The sequence below is a fragment of the Litoribacter populi genome, from assembly GCF_007483685.1.
Lineage (GTDB): Bacteria > Bacteroidota > Bacteroidia > Cytophagales > Cyclobacteriaceae > Litoribacter > Litoribacter populi.
Genome location: NZ_VMKN01000002.1, coordinates 57,361 through 74,251, shown reverse-complemented (window position 1 = coordinate 74,251; position 16,891 = coordinate 57,361). Strand labels below are relative to the sequence as shown.

The 16,891-nt window shown below is 41.7% G+C and carries 13 protein-coding genes; all 13 read left to right on the top strand.

All coding sequences use genetic code 11. The features are described 5' to 3' along the window. Positions 1-1,287, top strand: a complete 1,287-nt coding sequence (locus tag FPL27_RS16090) for a quinol:cytochrome C oxidoreductase (protein WP_143962264.1) — start codon at positions 1-3, stop codon at positions 1,285-1,287. A 24-nt stretch (positions 1,288-1,311) separates the two neighbouring features. Next, positions 1,312-2,346 carry a cytochrome c oxidase subunit II gene (locus FPL27_RS16085; protein WP_143962263.1) on the top strand — a complete coding sequence of 345 codons (1,035 nt, stop codon included), beginning with the start codon at positions 1,312-1,314 and terminating at the stop codon, positions 2,344-2,346. 19 nt (positions 2,347-2,365) lie between these two features. Beyond that, the gene (locus FPL27_RS16080) at positions 2,366-4,249 is read left to right on the top strand and encodes a cytochrome c oxidase subunit I (RefSeq protein WP_143962262.1); all 1,884 of its coding nucleotides are present in this window, start codon (positions 2,366-2,368) and stop codon (positions 4,247-4,249) included. Then, positions 4,233-5,309 (top strand): COX15/CtaA family protein, encoded by a 1,077-nt coding sequence (locus tag FPL27_RS16075; protein WP_143962261.1) that lies wholly within the window; start codon positions 4,233-4,235, stop codon positions 5,307-5,309. Before FPL27_RS16080 ends, FPL27_RS16075 begins: the two co-directional genes overlap by 17 nt. After that, positions 5,306-6,211, top strand: coding sequence for a heme o synthase (gene cyoE / locus FPL27_RS16070; RefSeq protein ID WP_143962260.1), 906 nt, complete (start codon positions 5,306-5,308; stop codon positions 6,209-6,211). The genes FPL27_RS16075 and cyoE overlap by 4 nt, the downstream gene beginning before the upstream one ends. After that, positions 6,211-6,792, top strand: a complete 582-nt coding sequence (locus FPL27_RS16065) for a cytochrome c oxidase subunit 3 (RefSeq protein WP_143962259.1) — start codon at positions 6,211-6,213, stop codon at positions 6,790-6,792. The genes cyoE and FPL27_RS16065 overlap by 1 nt, the downstream gene beginning before the upstream one ends. 28 nt (positions 6,793-6,820) lie before the next feature. After that, complete coding sequence (locus FPL27_RS16060) at positions 6,821-7,597, top strand: cytochrome c oxidase subunit 3 (RefSeq protein ID WP_143962258.1); 777 nt, start codon at positions 6,821-6,823, stop codon at positions 7,595-7,597. 20 nt (positions 7,598-7,617) lie between these two features. Continuing rightward, on the top strand, positions 7,618-7,947 hold the full coding sequence (locus tag FPL27_RS16055; protein ID WP_143962257.1) for a cytochrome C oxidase subunit IV family protein: 330 nt from the start codon (positions 7,618-7,620) through the stop codon (positions 7,945-7,947). Positions 7,948-8,047: 100 nt separating this feature from the next. Then, complete coding sequence (locus FPL27_RS16050; protein ID WP_143962256.1) at positions 8,048-8,713, top strand: SCO family protein; 666 nt, start codon at positions 8,048-8,050, stop codon at positions 8,711-8,713. After that, positions 8,700-9,254 (top strand): DUF420 domain-containing protein, encoded by a 555-nt coding sequence (locus FPL27_RS16045; protein ID WP_143962255.1) that lies wholly within the window; start codon positions 8,700-8,702, stop codon positions 9,252-9,254. Before FPL27_RS16050 ends, FPL27_RS16045 begins: the two co-directional genes overlap by 14 nt. Positions 9,255-9,357: 103 nt before the next feature. After that, positions 9,358-9,579 (top strand): hypothetical protein, encoded by a 222-nt coding sequence (locus FPL27_RS16040; protein ID WP_143962756.1) that lies wholly within the window; start codon positions 9,358-9,360, stop codon positions 9,577-9,579. Positions 9,580-9,637: 58 nt separating this feature from the next. Next, entirely contained in the window at positions 9,638-13,354 is a 3,717-nt protein-coding gene (locus FPL27_RS16035; protein WP_143962254.1) for an ATP-binding protein, read from the top strand. Between the two features lie 19 nt (positions 13,355-13,373). Next, positions 13,374-16,832, top strand: a complete 3,459-nt coding sequence (locus FPL27_RS16030) for a hypothetical protein (RefSeq protein WP_143962253.1) — start codon at positions 13,374-13,376, stop codon at positions 16,830-16,832. Positions 16,833-16,891 lie beyond the last annotated feature (59 nt).

Here is a 16,891-nt window from a genome sequence, read left to right as displayed (position 1 = left end):
ATGGCGCATCAAACTAACTATAATCTAGATCAGAGATTTGATTTTACAGCCGCCACCAAGAAGGCAATCTTCATCGTGGGTGGAATCGGCGCTGTACTTTTAATCTTGGGTATCATCTTCGCCGCTATGGGCGGAGACCATGGCCATGGCGATGACGCCGGTCATGCATTCCACTGGACGCAGAGGCTGTTTGCAAACCTATGGATTAACAATGTTTACTTCATTGGTATTGCCGTTATTGGAGTGTTCTTCTTTGCCATCCAATATGCCGCTCAGGCAGGATGGTCAGCAGGTTTGCTTAGGATTATGATTTCGTTCGGCTACTGGTTGCCAATCGGTGCTGTATTGATGATCGTTTCTTTCTTTGTTGTAAATCACGACATCTTCCACTGGACTCACTCTTATCTATTCGATGTAAATGATCCTCATTACGACCGAATCATCGATGGAAAAGGCTCATTTTTCTTCTGGCCAATGGAAAAAGGCTCATTCCCGATTTTCTTTATCGTCAGAATGGTTGCCTTCCTAGGTCTTTGGATCTTCTTCTTCAACAAACTTAGAACGTTGAGTTATGATGAAGACCTTAGAGATGGAACTCACAACTGGTTTGCTATCAGAAAATGGTCTGCTATCTTCTTGGTAGTTTTCGCAGTATCATCTTCAATTAGTGCTTGGGATTGGATTATGTCAATTGACACCCACTGGTTCTCTACTCTATTTGGATGGTATGTGTTCTCATCCTGGTTTGTTGCCGGACTTTCTGCAATGACTTTGATCGCTATTTTCTTAAGAGAAAGAGGTTACTTGACTATGGTTAATGAAAACCATATTCATGACATGGGTAAATTCGTATTTGCGTTCTCGATCTTCTGGACGTACCTTTGGTTCTCTCAGTTCTTGTTGATCTATTACGCTAACATTCCTGAAGAAGCGGTTTACTTTGTTGAAAGACTTGAAAGCGATATCTACAGCCCATGGTTGTTTGCCAACTTGATCTTTAACTTTGTGCTTCCGTTCTTTGTATTGATGACTAGAGATTCTAAGCGTCATTCTATCTTCTTGAAAGTCGTTTGTACTCTAATTATTGTAGGTCATTGGATTGACCACTTTCTGATGGTTCAGCCTGGAACTCTGGGACATAATGGTGGTGTTGGATTCATGGAAATAGGCATGTTCTTGGTTTTTGGTGCAGCCGTTACATTTGTAGTCTTTACTGGCCTAGCTAAGCATAATCTGGTAGCCAAAAACAACCCAATGTTGGAAGAGAGTTATCATCATCATATTTAAAATTTATCCGAAAAAAGTAAAATTATGTACGGATTTCTTATAGCACTTGGCCTTTTATTATTAGTCTCCATCATTTGGATGGTGTACAGAGTGCAGACTTTAGTGTCTGTGATGAAAGGTTCCGACAAGAAAAGAGCTTCAGGAAGCAATAAGGTGAACGCTGCTATGTTCATGGTCTTCCTGGTAGGTACTTTTGTTCTAATGGCTTGGTATTCGGTCAAGGAATTTGACAATTACCAGTTGCCGATTGCCTCTGAACACGGACAGATCACAGATAATCTTTTCTGGATTACTATGGCTGTTACCGGTTTCATCTTTATCCTTACACATATCTTGTTGTTTTGGTTCTCTTATAGATATCAATACGAAGAGGACAAGAGAGCTGCTTACTATCCTGACAACAATAAATTGGAAATCATCTGGACGTTGGTTCCTGCTTTGGTTCTTACCGTGTTGGTAATCTCTGGATGGCAAGCATGGAAGGATATCACTTCCCCTGCTCCTGAAAATGCCCACGTTATTGAACTATTGGGTTACCAGTTTGCCTGGGATATCCGATATGCCGGACAGGACAACCAGCTTGGAAGACATGATTTCAGATTGACCAATGCTACCAACTCTAGAGGTGTTGACTTCACTGACGAAAAGGCACTTGATGATTTTGAATCTAATATAGTGGTAATTCCTAAAGGCGAGCCGGTTCTATTCAGAATCCGTGCCCGAGATGTATTACACTCGGTGTTTGCCCCTCATATGAGACTTAAAATGGATGCGGTTCCAGGTATGCCAACCAGATTCTGGTTTACACCCACCAAGACCACTGCTGAGATGAGAGAGGAGACGGGTAATCCTGAGTTTGAATATGAAATTGCCTGTACAGAGGTTTGCGGTAGCGGTCACTTTTCCATGAGAAAGGTAATTGAAGTAGTTACTCCTGAGGAGTACCAAAAATGGCTAGCTGAGCAGAAGCCTTTTATTGTTCAGAATCCTGATTTAGTGGCTAACCTTCCTGCAGATTTGAAAAAGGTTGCTGAAATCATGATTGAAGAAAATAAGTAATTAAGATAATATACAGATTATGGCAGTAGTTAATACAGCAACGGGTGACTCTCATGCTCATGAAGTTCATGATGAGCATCACGATAGCTTCATTACGAAGTATATCTTCACCACAGACCATAAAATGATCGGTAAGCAATTTTTGGTTACCGGTATCTTTTGGGCACTAATAGGAGGTTTTCTTTCTATTTTATTTAGGCTTCAGCTTGGTTTCCCTGATATGGATATGTCTTTCCTAAAACCTATTCTTGGTGGTTGGATTGATGAATCCGGTGAATTAGATAGAAACTTCTTCCTGGCCTTGGTGACAATGCATGGTACCATCATGGTATTCTTTGTGTTGACAGCAGGCTTGAGTGGTACCTTCTCCAACTTCCTTATTCCGTTGCAGATTGGTGCTCGTGATATGGCTTCCGGATTTATGAACATGCTTTCTTACTGGTTCTTCTTTGTTTCCGGTTTGATCATGTTTGCTTCCCTTTTCTTGGAAAAAGGTCCTGCCGGGGGTGGTTGGGTAGTTTATCCTCCATTGTCAGCATTGGAACAAGCTATACCTGGATCCGGTATGGGTATGACCCTTTGGTTGATCGCCATGGTGTTTTTCATTGCTTCAACACTTTTGGGAGGTATTAACTATATCACAACTATCATCAACCTTAGAACTAAGGGGATGACTTTTGCCAGGCTTCCTTTGACTATTTGGTCATTCTTCCTTACTGCCGTAATCGGTTTGCTTTCATTCCCAGTATTGTTTGCTGCTGCGTTATTGTTGGTATTTGACAGAAGTTTTGGTACATCTTTCTACCTAGCCGATATTTATATCGGTGGGGAGGCACTTCCTCACACAGGTGGTAGCCCGGTTCTTTATCAGCATTTGTTCTGGTTCCTAGGTCACCCTGAAGTTTATATCGTATTGCTTCCAGCATTGGGTATCACTTCTGAGGTAATCGCTACAAATTCCAGAAAGCCAATCTTTGGTTACAAGGCCATGATCATTTCCATGTTGGGTATCACCATCCTATCTTTCGTAGTATGGGCTCACCACATGTTCGTTTCGGGAATGAATCCATTCTTGGGATCAGTGTTCATGTTCTTGACCTTGATCATTGCGGTTCCATCTGCGGTGAAAGTATTCAACTACTTGACTACGCTTTGGAGAGGTAACTTGATATTTACTCCAGCGATGCTTTTCTCAATAGGCCTAGTATCGTTCTTTATCTCTGGTGGTTTGACAGGTATCTTCCTTGGTAACTCTGCTATTGATATTCAACTTCACGATACGTACTTCGTTGTGGCTCACTTCCACTTGGTAATGGGTTCAGCTTCATTCTTTGGACTTATGGCTGGTGTTTACCACTGGTTCCCTAAGATGTTTGGTAGAATGATGGACAGTAAGCTTGGTTATATCCACTTCTGGTTAACTTTCATAGGGGTTTACATGGTGTTCTTCCCGATGCACTACATTGGTATTGCAGGCTTCCCAAGAAGATACTACAGCTGGACAAACTTCGATTTTGCCAACATGTACACTGATTTGAACATGTTTGTATCGATTGCTGCTATCGTAACTTTCGTATCACAGTTTATCTTCTTGTTCAATTTCTTCTATAGCATGTACAAAGGAAGAAAGGCTCCTCACAACCCTTGGAGATCTAATACCCTTGAGTGGACTACGCCTATCAACCCAGGTCACGGTAACTGGCCAGGTGAGATTCCTTCCGTATATAGATGGCCATATGATTATTCTAAGCCAGGTTCTGCGGAGGACTTTATCCCTCAAACTGTTCCATTGTCTGCTACTCCGGAATCCAATCTTCCTCATGAAGAGGAGTTGGTGAAATTGGAAAAGCAAATCATGGCGGAAGAAGGGCAAGTTTTGGTAGCAAATGAATCAAAGAAATAAACAGATAAGCAGCTTTCGCAAGATATCCTTGATATCCGTGATAGCTGTTTATTTCCTAATATTGGTAGGAGGGGTTGTCAGAAGTACCGGTTCCGGTATGGGCTGCCCTGATTGGCCAAAATGTTTTGGGAGCTGGGTTCCACCCACAAGTGTGGATCAGCTCCCAAAAAATTATCAGGACATTTATCTTGAAAAGCGTCTTGTTAAAAACAAGAAGTTTGTAGGGATGCTTTCCTCACTAGGTTTTGATAGAAAAGCCGAAGAGATTAAAAATGACAAATCAATCCTAATCGAGGAGGAGTTTAACGCCACCAAGACCTGGATCGAATATGTGAACAGGCTCATTGGGGCGGTAATTGGATTGTTGGTAATTGCCACTTTCCTTTATTCTATCCCTCTATGGAGCACTGATATAACATTGCCTATTTTATCCTTCGCCAACCTGCTCTTGGTTATCTTCCAAGGCTGGATCGGTTCCATTGTGGTTTCAACAAACCTTTTGGAGTGGATGATATCCCTTCACATGGTACTGGCATTGGTTATCGTTTGTCTGCTTCTTTACATACACTACCGGGCCTACCGATTGGCTTACCCAATAGTGTTTAAGACAGAGAAACCTAACAGGCTGTTTTACCTGCTTGGAGTGGGGTTTACCCTGATGATCATCCAAATTGTGTTGGGGACTCAAGTGAGGGAGGAAATAGATGCAATTGCCTTTAGGTTTGGGAACCTGTTCAGATCTGAGTGGGTTGATCACCTAGGTATTAATTTCCTAATACATCGGTCCTTTTCTCTGGTGTTGTTGGGAATTCATTTGGTGTTCATTTATAAGATTTACAAATATTCCGTAAGGTCTGCGAGCATCTTTAAATGGTCCCAAATTTTAATTTTGCTCATTTTATTTGTGATAATCACAGGTGTGGGTTTAGCATATTTTGGAATACCTGCTTTCTTGCAGCCATTCCATTTGTTGCTCGGTTCGTTGATTGTGGGGCTACAGTTTGTGATCTTACTCTTATTGAATGACCAAAAGAAAATAGTAGAAAGCGCTAATTCATGAGAACAGTAAATCTTAGTGAAAACCTGCTTTTAGATTTAATTACTTCTAGAAGCAAGGCTTATTACGATCTAATCAAATTCAGACTCTCGGCAGTGGTCACCTTTTCTGCCGGCTTTGGGTTCTTCCTAGGTGACAAGGGTTCTATCTTTTCCTGGTCTGCCTTCTTCGCGTTGGTGCTAGGAGGGTTCCTTATCAGCGGTGCCTCCGGTGCCTTCAACGAAATCCTCGAAAGGGATTACGATAAACTGATGAAGAGAACTCAGAACCGACCTCTCCCTCTAAACAGTATATCCCTTAAGGAAGCCATTTGGTTTTCTAGCATAATCGCCATACTAGGGGTGTGGATCCTTTGGATGTACACCAACCCACTTACCACTGGTTTGGGAATTCTCAGCATGATACTATATGTGTTGGTTTATACTCCTTTGAAAAGAGTAGGACCAATTGCGGTTTTTGTTGGTGCTCTTCCTGGGGCTATGCCTCCATTGTTAGGATGGACTGCTGCAACTGGGACCATCGGTTATGAGGCCATGATCCTTTTTGGTATACAGTTTATCTGGCAATTCCCGCATTTCTGGGCCATTGCCTGGGTAAGTGATGAGGATTACAAGAAGGCTGGGTTCAAATTGCTTCCAAGCGGTGGAAAAAAAGACCTTAATACAGCAATTCAGATTATGATTTATACCCTGTTTTTGTTGCCATTGGGCTTATTGCCTACTTACTTTGGCTTGACAGGGTTGAATTCAGGTATTGTTGCCACCGTCTGCGGGGCTTTATTTCTTGCTCAGACCTTTTCATTGATGAAGGACTGTTCTAGAAAGTCAGCTTTGAAGATCATGTTTGGCTCATTCCTTTATTTGCCGATAGTTCAGATTGCATACATGCTAGATAAAATACCATAATGGAAGAGAGATTAGAATATATTGAGGGGGCGGAACAACCCATATCTATGCATCCTAAAAAGTTTGCATTGTGGTTGTTCATCGTGAGTACTGTGATGGTGTTTGCTGCTTTGACGAGTGCTTATATTGTACGTCAGGCTGAAGGGAACTGGTTGGAATTCAACTTGCCATCGGTTTTCTATTGGACTTCAGCGATCATCGTATTGAGCAGTGGTACTATGCACTGGGCTTACTCTGCCGCGCAACGTGACGATATGAAAAGTCTAAAGCTTGGAATGGTGCTTACATCTATTCTCGGAGTAGCCTTCTTGATTGGTCAGTGGTATAGCTGGGTGGCTTTAGTGGATAGAGATGTGTACTTTGTAGGAAATCCTGCCGGCTCATTTCTGTATGTTTTTACAGGTCTGCATGCATTACACTTGATTAGTGGTGTGATTTTTCTGATTATTGTGTTAATTTCGTCCTTTAATTATAAAATCCACTCCAAAAGTATGACCCGAATGGAGATGTGTGCCACATATTGGCATTTTCTTGGAGGTTTGTGGGTTTACTTGTTCATGTTCTTGTTATTGAATCATTAAAATATAATTTTAGTTAATTTTAAAATTTATGTCTACAGCGACAACATCGATTAATTTGAGTTCCAAGAGAGGAATTTGGGGTGGTGGAAACGAACCACTTAATGCAAGTTACGGGAAACTGATGATGTGGTTTTTCCTGCTTTCTGATATTTTTACCTTTGCTGCATTTTTGGTGGCTTATGGCGCGATTAGGGTAAGTTATCCTCCATACGGTGGACCGGCTGATTCTTTCGTAGGATCAAATGAATACTGGCCGGTGCCTGAGATGGTGTTTGACGCCATTCCATTCGTACACGGTATCCATGCCCCGCTTGTATTCGTAGGTCTTATGACCTTTATCCTCATCATGAGCTCCGTGACTATGGTATTGGCTGTAGAAGCTGGACATAGAAATGACAGAAAAGATGTAACTAAATGGTTGCTTTGGACGCTTGTAGGTGGTCTTACTTTCTTAGGCTGTCAGGCATGGGAGTGGGGACACTTTATTCATGGAACTGACGGTGGTGCTACCATTACTTTCATCGGCAATTTTGGCAATATGGTTTCTGAAACCGTCTTTGGCGCCAACTTGAGCGTGAATGAATACGGTCCTGCGGCATTTGCACAACTGTTTTTCTTCATCACAGGATTCCACGGATTTCACGTTACTATTGGTGTTTTCTTGTTATTCCTTGCTTTTTATCAGGCTGCTGTAGGTGTGTATGAAAGAAGAGGCCACTATGAAATGGTAGAAAAAATTGGATTGTACTGGCACTTTGTTGATTTGGTATGGGTATTCGTATTTACCTTCTTTTACCTTATCTAACTTTAAAATATTAGAAGACTATGGATATTCAAGATAACAAAAGCACTTTGGAAGTAGCTCCACGTAACGCGGAGAAGATCAAAAAAATCTGGAAGATTGCGGCCATTCTATTGATCGTAACTTTGATAGAATACGTATTTGCCTTTAATATGGAAAGAGGCGTATTGCTTTATTCGATATTTATCGGGCTTACATTGGTTAAAGCTGGATATATCATGATGGAATTCATGCACCTTAAAGATGAAGCTAAGGTTTTGGTTTGGTCTATCATGTTGCCATTGATATTTTTGGTTTGGTTGATCATCGCATTGCTGAGAGAAGGTACAGACATCTTCTTGATGAGATGGTAGACTACCGTTTTCTATAGAGATTTACGAAAGTTAGGTTGGAGGGGAATCTTCAACCTTCTTTTTTGTTAAAGGATTAAACAAACTGAAGTACAGGATTGAAATGAAACCGTTACGAGTAATACAATTTATGGTGTTGTTGTGTATCCTTATGATACCGGTGTTGATCATCGTTTTTCTCAGGGCTTTTGGCAGCAATACTTACGAGATTCCAATATACTTCGAAGATGGCGTGGACAATGCCTATGCGGAGTGCCCTGTCTCTGATCAGCAACATTACATTCCCGAATTTACTTTCACATCCCACCTGGGGGAGGCTGTAGGTAGAACAGAAATGGATGATAAGATCACCATTGTGGATTTCTTCTTTACAAGTTGCCCGAGTATTTGCCCAGCAATGAGCGATGAGATGACTAGGGTGCAGGATGCCTTCAGAGATGAGGAGGGAGTTCAGATCTATTCTATAAGTATTGATCCCGAGTATGATCAACCTGAAGTTTTGGCCGAATATGCTGAAAGGCATGAAGCCCGCCCGGGTAAATGGCATTTTCTCCATGGCGAAAAAGATGAGGTATATGAGCTTGCCAAATGCGGATTTATTTTGCCGACCATTGACGGAATGGGTGAGCCTGATGATTTTGTCCATAGCGATAAATTTGTACTGATAGATGGTCAGGGGAGAATACGCGGCTATTATAGCGGTACTACCCGTGAGCAAGTGGATGAATTGATTTTAGAAACAAAGATTTTGTTAAATGGAAGCAAATAATGTTACTTCTCCTGTGGGAGAAAAAAAAGTGTATGGTTGGATTGTGGCCATCTCTATCGCCATTCCTATTGTAGTGGCCATTTTATTGTTTATGCCTGCAAAGCTTAATTTGGCGCAAGATTGGGTTTATTTTCTACCACATTTGAATGCAGTGTTAAATAGTGCTTCAACAGTAGCCTTGCTGGTGGGCTTATATTTTATCAAGCAGAAAAATATTGGAGCACATAAAGCATCCATGACCACAGCCTTTGGTTTAGGTGCTGTATTCCTTGTTTCTTATGTGATCTATCATGCTAGTGCGCCAAGCACTACTTTTGGTGGAGAAGGATTAATCAAAACCATTTACTATGTCATCCTGATCACTCATATTCTATTTGCTGCGATTGCACTTTTCCCGATTTTGCTAGCATACTACTTTGGATTGGTTGGTAATTATGTGCGACATAGAAAAGTGGTAAAGTATGCTTATCCTATTTGGCTATATGTGACCATCAGTGGTGTAATTGTGTACCTAATGATTAGCCCATATTACGGCGGGTAAACTAAATTCAAAAATCTGGCGTTTTACTAATGTCTTACCAAAAGATTCCATGTTAGCTAAACTCAATAAAAAAATATCGATATTGTCCGGGTTCCTAATCCTCATGATGGGTAAGGCAAATGTTGCCCTTGCCCAATGTGCAATGTGTAGGGCCACAGTCGAAAACAATGTGAGTTCAGGAGAGACCTCAGTGGGTGCAGGCCTCAATTATGGGATTATGTACCTATTTGCCGCACCATATGTTTTGGCGATGATAGTTGGGTACTTTTGGTATAAAAATTCTAAAAAGAGGAAGCTGCAAACATCGAAATTTCAAAATTCCTAGATAAAATTGAAAAGCAAAGTTTGAAAATCAACTTTGCTTTTTTACTTTTAGCGAAATTATGCTAAAGAAAAGACGTTTAATCTTATTTATAGCCATCGCCTCCCTGGCTGTTTTACTGGGAGTAAATTTTTTTACAACAACCATCCGGACTGATGAAGAACAGGCTGAATTTGTCAATGACCAAATGGACCGGGTGGTTGATGAATTTGACGATGACTACATCACATTGTTGATGAATAACCGGCCAGATAAGCAGGTTTCCTTTAGAACGCTGAATATAGACACCAAGCACCCTTTTTATCTCTTTACGGTGAATGGTGGATTGCTTTATTGGTCATCCATCACTATGATTCCTGAGTTTGAGGATCTAGATACCACCCGGAAATACCAATTGCTGGAAAATCAAAAGGGTATTTATTTTATTAAGCTTCGAAAAATCAATCGATTGGGGCAGCTGTTCTGGATGGTCCAGGTTTATACCCTGTATGATAAAATCGACATTAATAACGAGTATCTTGATAAGGGGGAAAACCCTGACATATTTGGAAATGATAGGTTTATTCTTTCATCTTCTCCCAAAGAAGGGTTCCAGGACCTCTTCAAGGATAATGGGGAATATTATTTCTCGGTACTTTTTAGGACGGGTTACCAGCAAGTAGGTTATCAAAGCGGCACCGTGCTTTTGGTGTTTTTCTTTTCCATCATGGGGTTGGTGATAATATTGGGGAGTGATTTTGTAAGAACATTATGGAAGAAAGGTAAGAAAAGTTTAGCCATCAGTTATACTACAGTGATTCTTATAAGTATCAGGGCAATTATGATTTTCTTTCATTTCCCCCAAGAATACTTTGATACACAACTTTTCAATCCTTCCAAGTACGCCTCTTCGCTGATCAATCCGAGCTTGGGGGATTTGCTTTTAAATGTTTTGACAGCGGCCATTCTGCTTTTCTTACTGATAGCTATGCTTAGCAGAAAGGTATACTTAGTGCTATTCTTTAAATTCAAGAGACAATACAAAGAGTGGTTCTTCCATTATCTTAGCTTTCTGCTTTCCACCATCCTGCTGATGTTGTTCTTCAGGTTGTTTACCAATATAGTTAACAACTCTCAATGGGAACTTAACATTTTGACAGTACCCACCTTCACGTATTTCCAGGGGATAAGTCTATTCATAATTTTCTTAGGAGGTGCAGCCTATTTGCTATTTACATTGATAGCTATTACGATGGTGTTGTATAAGAATAAGACCAGTAGAAGAACGGTCTTGACCCATTTGATGATTTTTTCGGTACCGATTGTGGCGTATTTAGGGTATGATAATCTTACACTGCTTGTAGTTTATCTAGCTCATCTAATCTTGTTGGTGTCCATTATCACTTTTGAACTACACAAGAATGTTTTCAAACTTGACTTCAATACTTTTCTGACCTTTTTCTATGGATGCCTAATTGGGGCTATTATCACCGGTGCGGGTGCATATCAGGATAACCGCAAAAAGGAAATTCAGTCCAAGATAAAATACGCCAACCAGCTGATGGTTGAAAATGACGTCATGGCCGAATTCCTGCTGTCTGAGGCCATGAAAAATATAGAGGAGGATTACTTCATCAAATCCCGAATGAGCGACCCTCTGCAGTCTAAAGACCCTATAGAGCAAAAGATCCGTCGAGTGTTCATGAGCAATTACTTTGATCAGTATGATCTTAGTGTCAAAATCTTTAACCCTCGGGGTGAACTGATCTCACAGCGCGAAACCGAGGAGACACTCGAAGATTATCGCTTCCAGCATATGAAGAGCGATTATGCAACGCCATTTCGTAATCTCTATTTTATCCGAAATACAGCCGAAACGGGTGGGAATAAGTTTTACTCTTTCGTCAGTCTATACAATGATGACCAGTTCTTGGGCACGATCATGTTGGAACTGGTGCAGAGAAGCGTGCAGCCTTCCAGTGTATTTCCAAAATTGCTGTTAGATCAGGAATATGCCAATAACCTTTATTCTGAGAAGTATGACTATGCGGTGTATGAGGATGGAATATTCAAAATGAGTTTGGGTATCTATAATTATAGAAATCCAGAGAATGAAAACCTGATTGATAACCCAACTTTATACACCACAGGGGTTTATAAGAACAATCACCACCATTTTGGTGTAAAAGGTCCGACCAAAACCATAATAGTGACATCACCGATCTACCCGTCCAATTATGTGCTTGCAGATGTGTCCTTGTTCTTTGTGGCTTATTTACTTTTCACCTTAGTGTGTATTCTTGGGTATTCGCTATTCCAAGGATTTGGCCGATTGCAATTCAACTACACTACACAGCTCCAGTTCTACATCAACTTTGCCTTTTTCTTCCCGATGTTGATCATCAGTATCATTTCTATTGGTCTATTGACAAATAGCTATACCGATGACCTTCACCGTCAATATTTCAACAAGGCTACCATCATCCGGAACAACCTCGCATCTTACTTAGAAGAGCAGACCAAAGGGGCCATGGACAGGGAGCAATTTCTAGAGGAAGTCCACCGACTTGCGGGCACCACAGGGACAGATATCAATGTATATATGCCTAATGGCCGACTGATGGCTACCAATCAACCGAGTATTTTTGAGAAAAAAGTACTTACGGATTACCTACATCCTTTGGCCGTGGGTGAAATATTGGAAACTCAGAATAACCGTCTGATTCTGGATGAACAGGTAGGGAATCTAAATTACAAGACCGTCTATCTGGCTTTAAGGGACAATGAGCGACAAAGGATTTTGGGAATCATTTCTATTCCATTCTTCGAGTCAGAAAGTGAACTCAACATGGTGATTGCTGATGTGTTCAGCAACATCCTCAATATTTTCGTAGTCATATTTGTGATATTCTTGGTGGTATCCTTCTTCGTTTCCAAACAGTTGATCTTCCCATTCCGCCTCTTGACCGAAAAGCTGAAGACAACCAACTTGGAAAGTAACGAACCAATGTACTGGCCAGGTAAAGATGAGATTGGACTATTGGTAAATGAGTACAATAACATGCTTTACAAGTTAGAGTCCAGTAAAAAAGTGCTGGCGAGTACAGAGAAGGAATCTGCATGGAGGGAAATGGCTAAGCAGGTGGCTCATGAGATCAAAAATCCGCTTACTCCCATGAAGTTAACTTTGCAGCATATGCTAAGGCTTCAGGCTGCTGGAAAAATAGAGGACCCTACCCAGATCGTGAAACCAGTAGAATCTTTGATCCTTCAGGTGGACACCTTGAGCGATATTGCAACCTCCTTCAGTACTTTCGCTAAAATGCCTTTACCGCAAAGTGAGCCGATAGACTTCAAGTTTGTGGTGCATGAGGCCGTGGAGCTTTTCAAAAACAATGAAAAGGGTAAGGTTACCTTCCAAGATGACACCACGGAGAAAATCATTTCCATCATTGGAGATGAGAAGCTGTTCAGCAGGATCATTTCCAACTTGATCATTAACGGTATTCAAGCTGTGCCTGATGATAGGGTACCAGAGATCTGTGTTCATCTTTCTTCTAAAAACAGTTATGTCAGACTTGAAATCAGGGATAATGGTAAGGGTATTCCTGAAGAGTTGAAGGATAAAATATTTGTTCCTAACTTCAGTACCAAATCAGAAGGCTCAGGGCTAGGTTTGGCTATTGCCCGAAGGGGTGTGGATACGGCCGGTGGCAAAATTTGGTTTGAAACAGAAATGGGCGTAGGAACTTCTTTTTACTTATCATTCCCTAAAATATCCATGAAATTACTACATTAGCGGAAGTTAGTGTTGTGATATGATCTGGGCAAGGCATTTTTTAAAAAGTAGTGTGCTTCTGCTATTGGTGGTTTTTTCGGCGGCAGCCCAGGATATCTCTTGTAGGTGGTTGGGAAAAGATGACCTCTTGAAAGGAGTGCGACTGGACTCCCTGACAGTGGTGCCCGAAAGCATAGTCTTTCAAAGCCCTGATACCGCTGATTTTGTCCATTCATTTAATATCAATACTGGCATTTTGAAGTTAGAAGGTCCTTTGACCTTTGACTCCTTGGAGGTTTGCTTTCAGACCCTTCCTTTTGACTTGGGGAAAAAATTTGCCCATAGGACGCTTGCCGAGCATTATGACTCAGCTGCACTTTTTAAAGATAATCGGGTGAAGGCCTCCGAGGTTTTTGATTTTCGTGAAGAAATATTTCCTACATCCAACTTGCAAAAATCCGGAAACCTAACCCGGGGAATATCATTCGGGAATACTCAAAACGTGTTTGTAAACAGCGCCTTGAATTTGCAGATGGATGGGCAACTGGCCGATAACTTGTACGTGCGTGCCAGCATTACCGATCAAAATGTACCATTTCAGCCTGAAGGCAACACTCAGCAGTTACAGGATTTTGATAACGTATTGATAGAGCTTTACAATGACAAAATGAGTCTGGCGGCCGGGGATGTGGTCTTGCAAAACAGGACATCCGAGTTTTTGAGGTATTACAAGAACGTACAAGGGTTACAATTCACCACCGGTTACGAAATGGGCGAAAACTGGAAGGCTTCCACGCAAGTGGCGGCATCCTTTGCCAAAGGGAAATTTGCATCCAGTGAGATCCCCATTCTTGAGGGTGTGTTGGGGCCTTACCGCATTCGTGGTCCCCAAAACGAACGCTTTGTCATCATCATGGCTAATTCTGAAAAGGTGTTTTTGGATGGCAGGCAATTGAAGCGGGGCTTCAATTATGATTATGTCATTGATTACAACCAAGGGGAAATAACCTTTACCACCAACGTGCTGATCACCCAATATTCAAGGGTAAGAATTGATTTTGAATATGCGGAAAGGAATTTTCAACGTTCTATTTTGTCGGCCAACCATATTCAGGAAAACAAACATGTGAAGTTTTATTTGAATTACTACAAAGAGGAGGATAACCGAAACAGGCCTTTGTTTTTTGAATTTTCGGACCAGGATAAACAATTGCTGTCATCAGTCGGCAATAATATCGACCAAGCTGTCATTCCTCGTGTGGACAGCGCGGCATTTGATGCTAACAGGGTGATGTATATGCGGCAATTTAGGGAGAGTGGAGAATCGTTCTACGTTTACAGCACCGAGGCTGAAGAGGCAAGGTTCATCCCGAGTTTTCTGCAGGTAGGACGAGGCAACGGGGATTATGTGAGACGCCAGCAACTTGCCAATGGAGTGGTGTATGAATTTGTGGAGCCCATAAATGGAGTCAGGCAAGGCGACTATTCTATTCAGGCACCATTGCCTGCCCCAAGCAAAAAGGAAATGGTGACGGCTGGGACTGTGATCAAACTTGGGCTTTACGAGCAGCTATATTCCGAAGTGGCGCTTTCCACCAATGACCAGAATCTATTTTCTGAAATAGATAACAATGAAAATAAAGGCTACGCATTCAAGTCCGGAGTTCGTTCTCAAAACAGGAAAATAGGATGGCTTCCAGATTATGCCTTCAAAGGGCAGGCAGAAGTGGAATACAATTCTGTCAATTTCTCCTTCATCGACCGAGTGAGGTACATTGAATTTGATCGAGACTGGAGTTTGCAGCAGGAGGATTTGATATTTGCCGCATCGGAAAAGCTGTTTTCAGCCCAAGCAGAAGCAGTGAAGGATGCCGACAACTTGCTATCCTATAGATTAAATCTTCGAAATAGAGGGGAAGTGTTGAATGGTTACCAACATTTGGCTCAATTCAATCAGCAGATAGGAGAGAGGGTATTTCTACGAAACGAATTTTTCAACCTAAACAGTCAGATTCAGCAATTTCAATCCGATTGGATTCGATATAGGGGGGATATTTCCTATAGGAGTAAAGTGTTCGTTCCCGGCTATAGTTTTCATGTGGATAGAAATGCCGTTTCGGCAATTGAGAGCGATAGTGTAGTGAGTACCGCCATGAACTTTGAGGAGCATAAGTTTTTCATCAAAAGCAATGATACCCTTCCGTATTCATTTTTTGCGGATGCATCTTGGCGTGAGGATTACTTCCCTATTCAGGGAGAAATGTTGCCGGATACCAAGGCTTTTACCACCCAATACGGTTTGCAACGGAAATTTGGTGTACATGACCTGAAAGGTACTTTTACCTATAGACAGATGGAATATGTGAGTCGGGACCTGCCTATGGAGACAACTATAATGGGTCGGTTGGACTACTTGGGAAGTGCTTTTGCCCACAATCTGCGCAATGAATTAAGTTATGCAATTGGAAACGGAAGGGAATTGAGGCGGGAATTTGTGTTCGTTCCGGTGCCTCCGGGGGAAGGGACTCACACTTGGCGGGACGACAATGGGGATGGCATTCAGCAGCTCAATGAATTTTATATAGCCATCAATCCGGAGGAAAAAAACTATGTAAAAATCTTTGTGCCCACGGATGAATACATTCAGGCTTACAACACCATTTTCAATTATAGGCTAAATGCAAAGTTTCCCGATGCTTGGCGAAAATCAGCGGGCATAAGAAAGTTTCTTTCGCGTTTTTCCAACAATAATAGCTGGAACGTGGACAAAAAAGTAACCGCCAATGACTTTAGAAGTAGGGTACTTCCACTTGCGAATGGTATCGCCGATGAGGATCTTGTCAGTATTAGACAATCCATCAGGTCTTCTATGTTTTTCAATAGGGCCGTTACTAAGTATGGTTTTGACCTCTCTTTATTTAATAGCCAGTTCAAGCAGTTGCTTTCCGGAGGATTTGAAGATGTGGCTCAACATGATTTGAGGCTAAATTCCCGCTATCAGGTGAATTCACTAGTCAACTTAAGGGTGATGGCCAATCGTGGGCAGCGGGCTGCGGCTTCTGATTTTTTGGACAACCGCAATTATACCATCGCTCAGCATGGTTATGGACCTGAATTGGCCTTCCAACCTTCCTCGGTTTTCCGTACCACCGCCAATTACACTTTTACCGGAAAAAGGAACTTGGAGAATGTGGAGTTTGAGGAAATAGCCTCCCTTCATCAAATGTCGTTTGATGTTCGTTTTGCACGGGCAATCAAAACAACTTTGAACGCCAACTTTAACTACACGTACATTAACTATAACGGAGAGACCAATTCTCCCGTGGGTTATGAAATGCTGCAGGCCTTGACCCCGGGCAACAATTTCATCTGGAATTTGAATTGGCTTCAGAAAATTGGAGAGGGATTACAGCTGAACATGGTTTATGAAGGCAGAAATTCTGAAGGCTTGGGGCGAATTATTCATGTGGGGAGGATGCAGGTGTCGGCGTTGTTTTAGAGGCTAGAAGCAAAAGGCCTCAGTATTTCACCGAGTTATAATTTGAGTTTCACGGAGTT

Bases quoted from the DNA above. Each gene is read 5' to 3' on its own strand.
- FPL27_RS16085 (WP_143962263.1), top strand. From the start codon at position 1,312: ATGTACGGATTTCTTATAGCACTTGGCCTTTTATTATTAGTCTCCATC.
- FPL27_RS16050 (WP_143962256.1), top strand. From the start codon at position 8,048: ATGAAACCGTTACGAGTAATACAATTTATGGTGTTGTTGTGTATCCTT.
- FPL27_RS16045 (WP_143962255.1), top strand. From the start codon at position 8,700: ATGGAAGCAAATAATGTTACTTCTCCTGTGGGAGAAAAAAAAGTGTAT.
- FPL27_RS16060 (WP_143962258.1), top strand. From the start codon at position 6,821: ATGTCTACAGCGACAACATCGATTAATTTGAGTTCCAAGAGAGGAATT.
- FPL27_RS16030 (WP_143962253.1), top strand. From the start codon at position 13,374: ATGATCTGGGCAAGGCATTTTTTAAAAAGTAGTGTGCTTCTGCTATTG.
- cyoE (WP_143962260.1), top strand. From the start codon at position 5,306: ATGAGAACAGTAAATCTTAGTGAAAACCTGCTTTTAGATTTAATTACT.
- FPL27_RS16090 (WP_143962264.1), top strand. From the start codon at position 1: ATGGCGCATCAAACTAACTATAATCTAGATCAGAGATTTGATTTTACA.
- FPL27_RS16080 (WP_143962262.1), top strand. From the start codon at position 2,366: ATGGCAGTAGTTAATACAGCAACGGGTGACTCTCATGCTCATGAAGTT.
- FPL27_RS16075 (WP_143962261.1), top strand. From the start codon at position 4,233: ATGAATCAAAGAAATAAACAGATAAGCAGCTTTCGCAAGATATCCTTG.
- FPL27_RS16065 (WP_143962259.1), top strand. From the start codon at position 6,211: ATGGAAGAGAGATTAGAATATATTGAGGGGGCGGAACAACCCATATCT.
- FPL27_RS16040 (WP_143962756.1), top strand. From the start codon at position 9,358: ATGATGGGTAAGGCAAATGTTGCCCTTGCCCAATGTGCAATGTGTAGG.
- FPL27_RS16035 (WP_143962254.1), top strand. From the start codon at position 9,638: ATGCTAAAGAAAAGACGTTTAATCTTATTTATAGCCATCGCCTCCCTG.
- FPL27_RS16055 (WP_143962257.1), top strand. From the start codon at position 7,618: ATGGATATTCAAGATAACAAAAGCACTTTGGAAGTAGCTCCACGTAAC.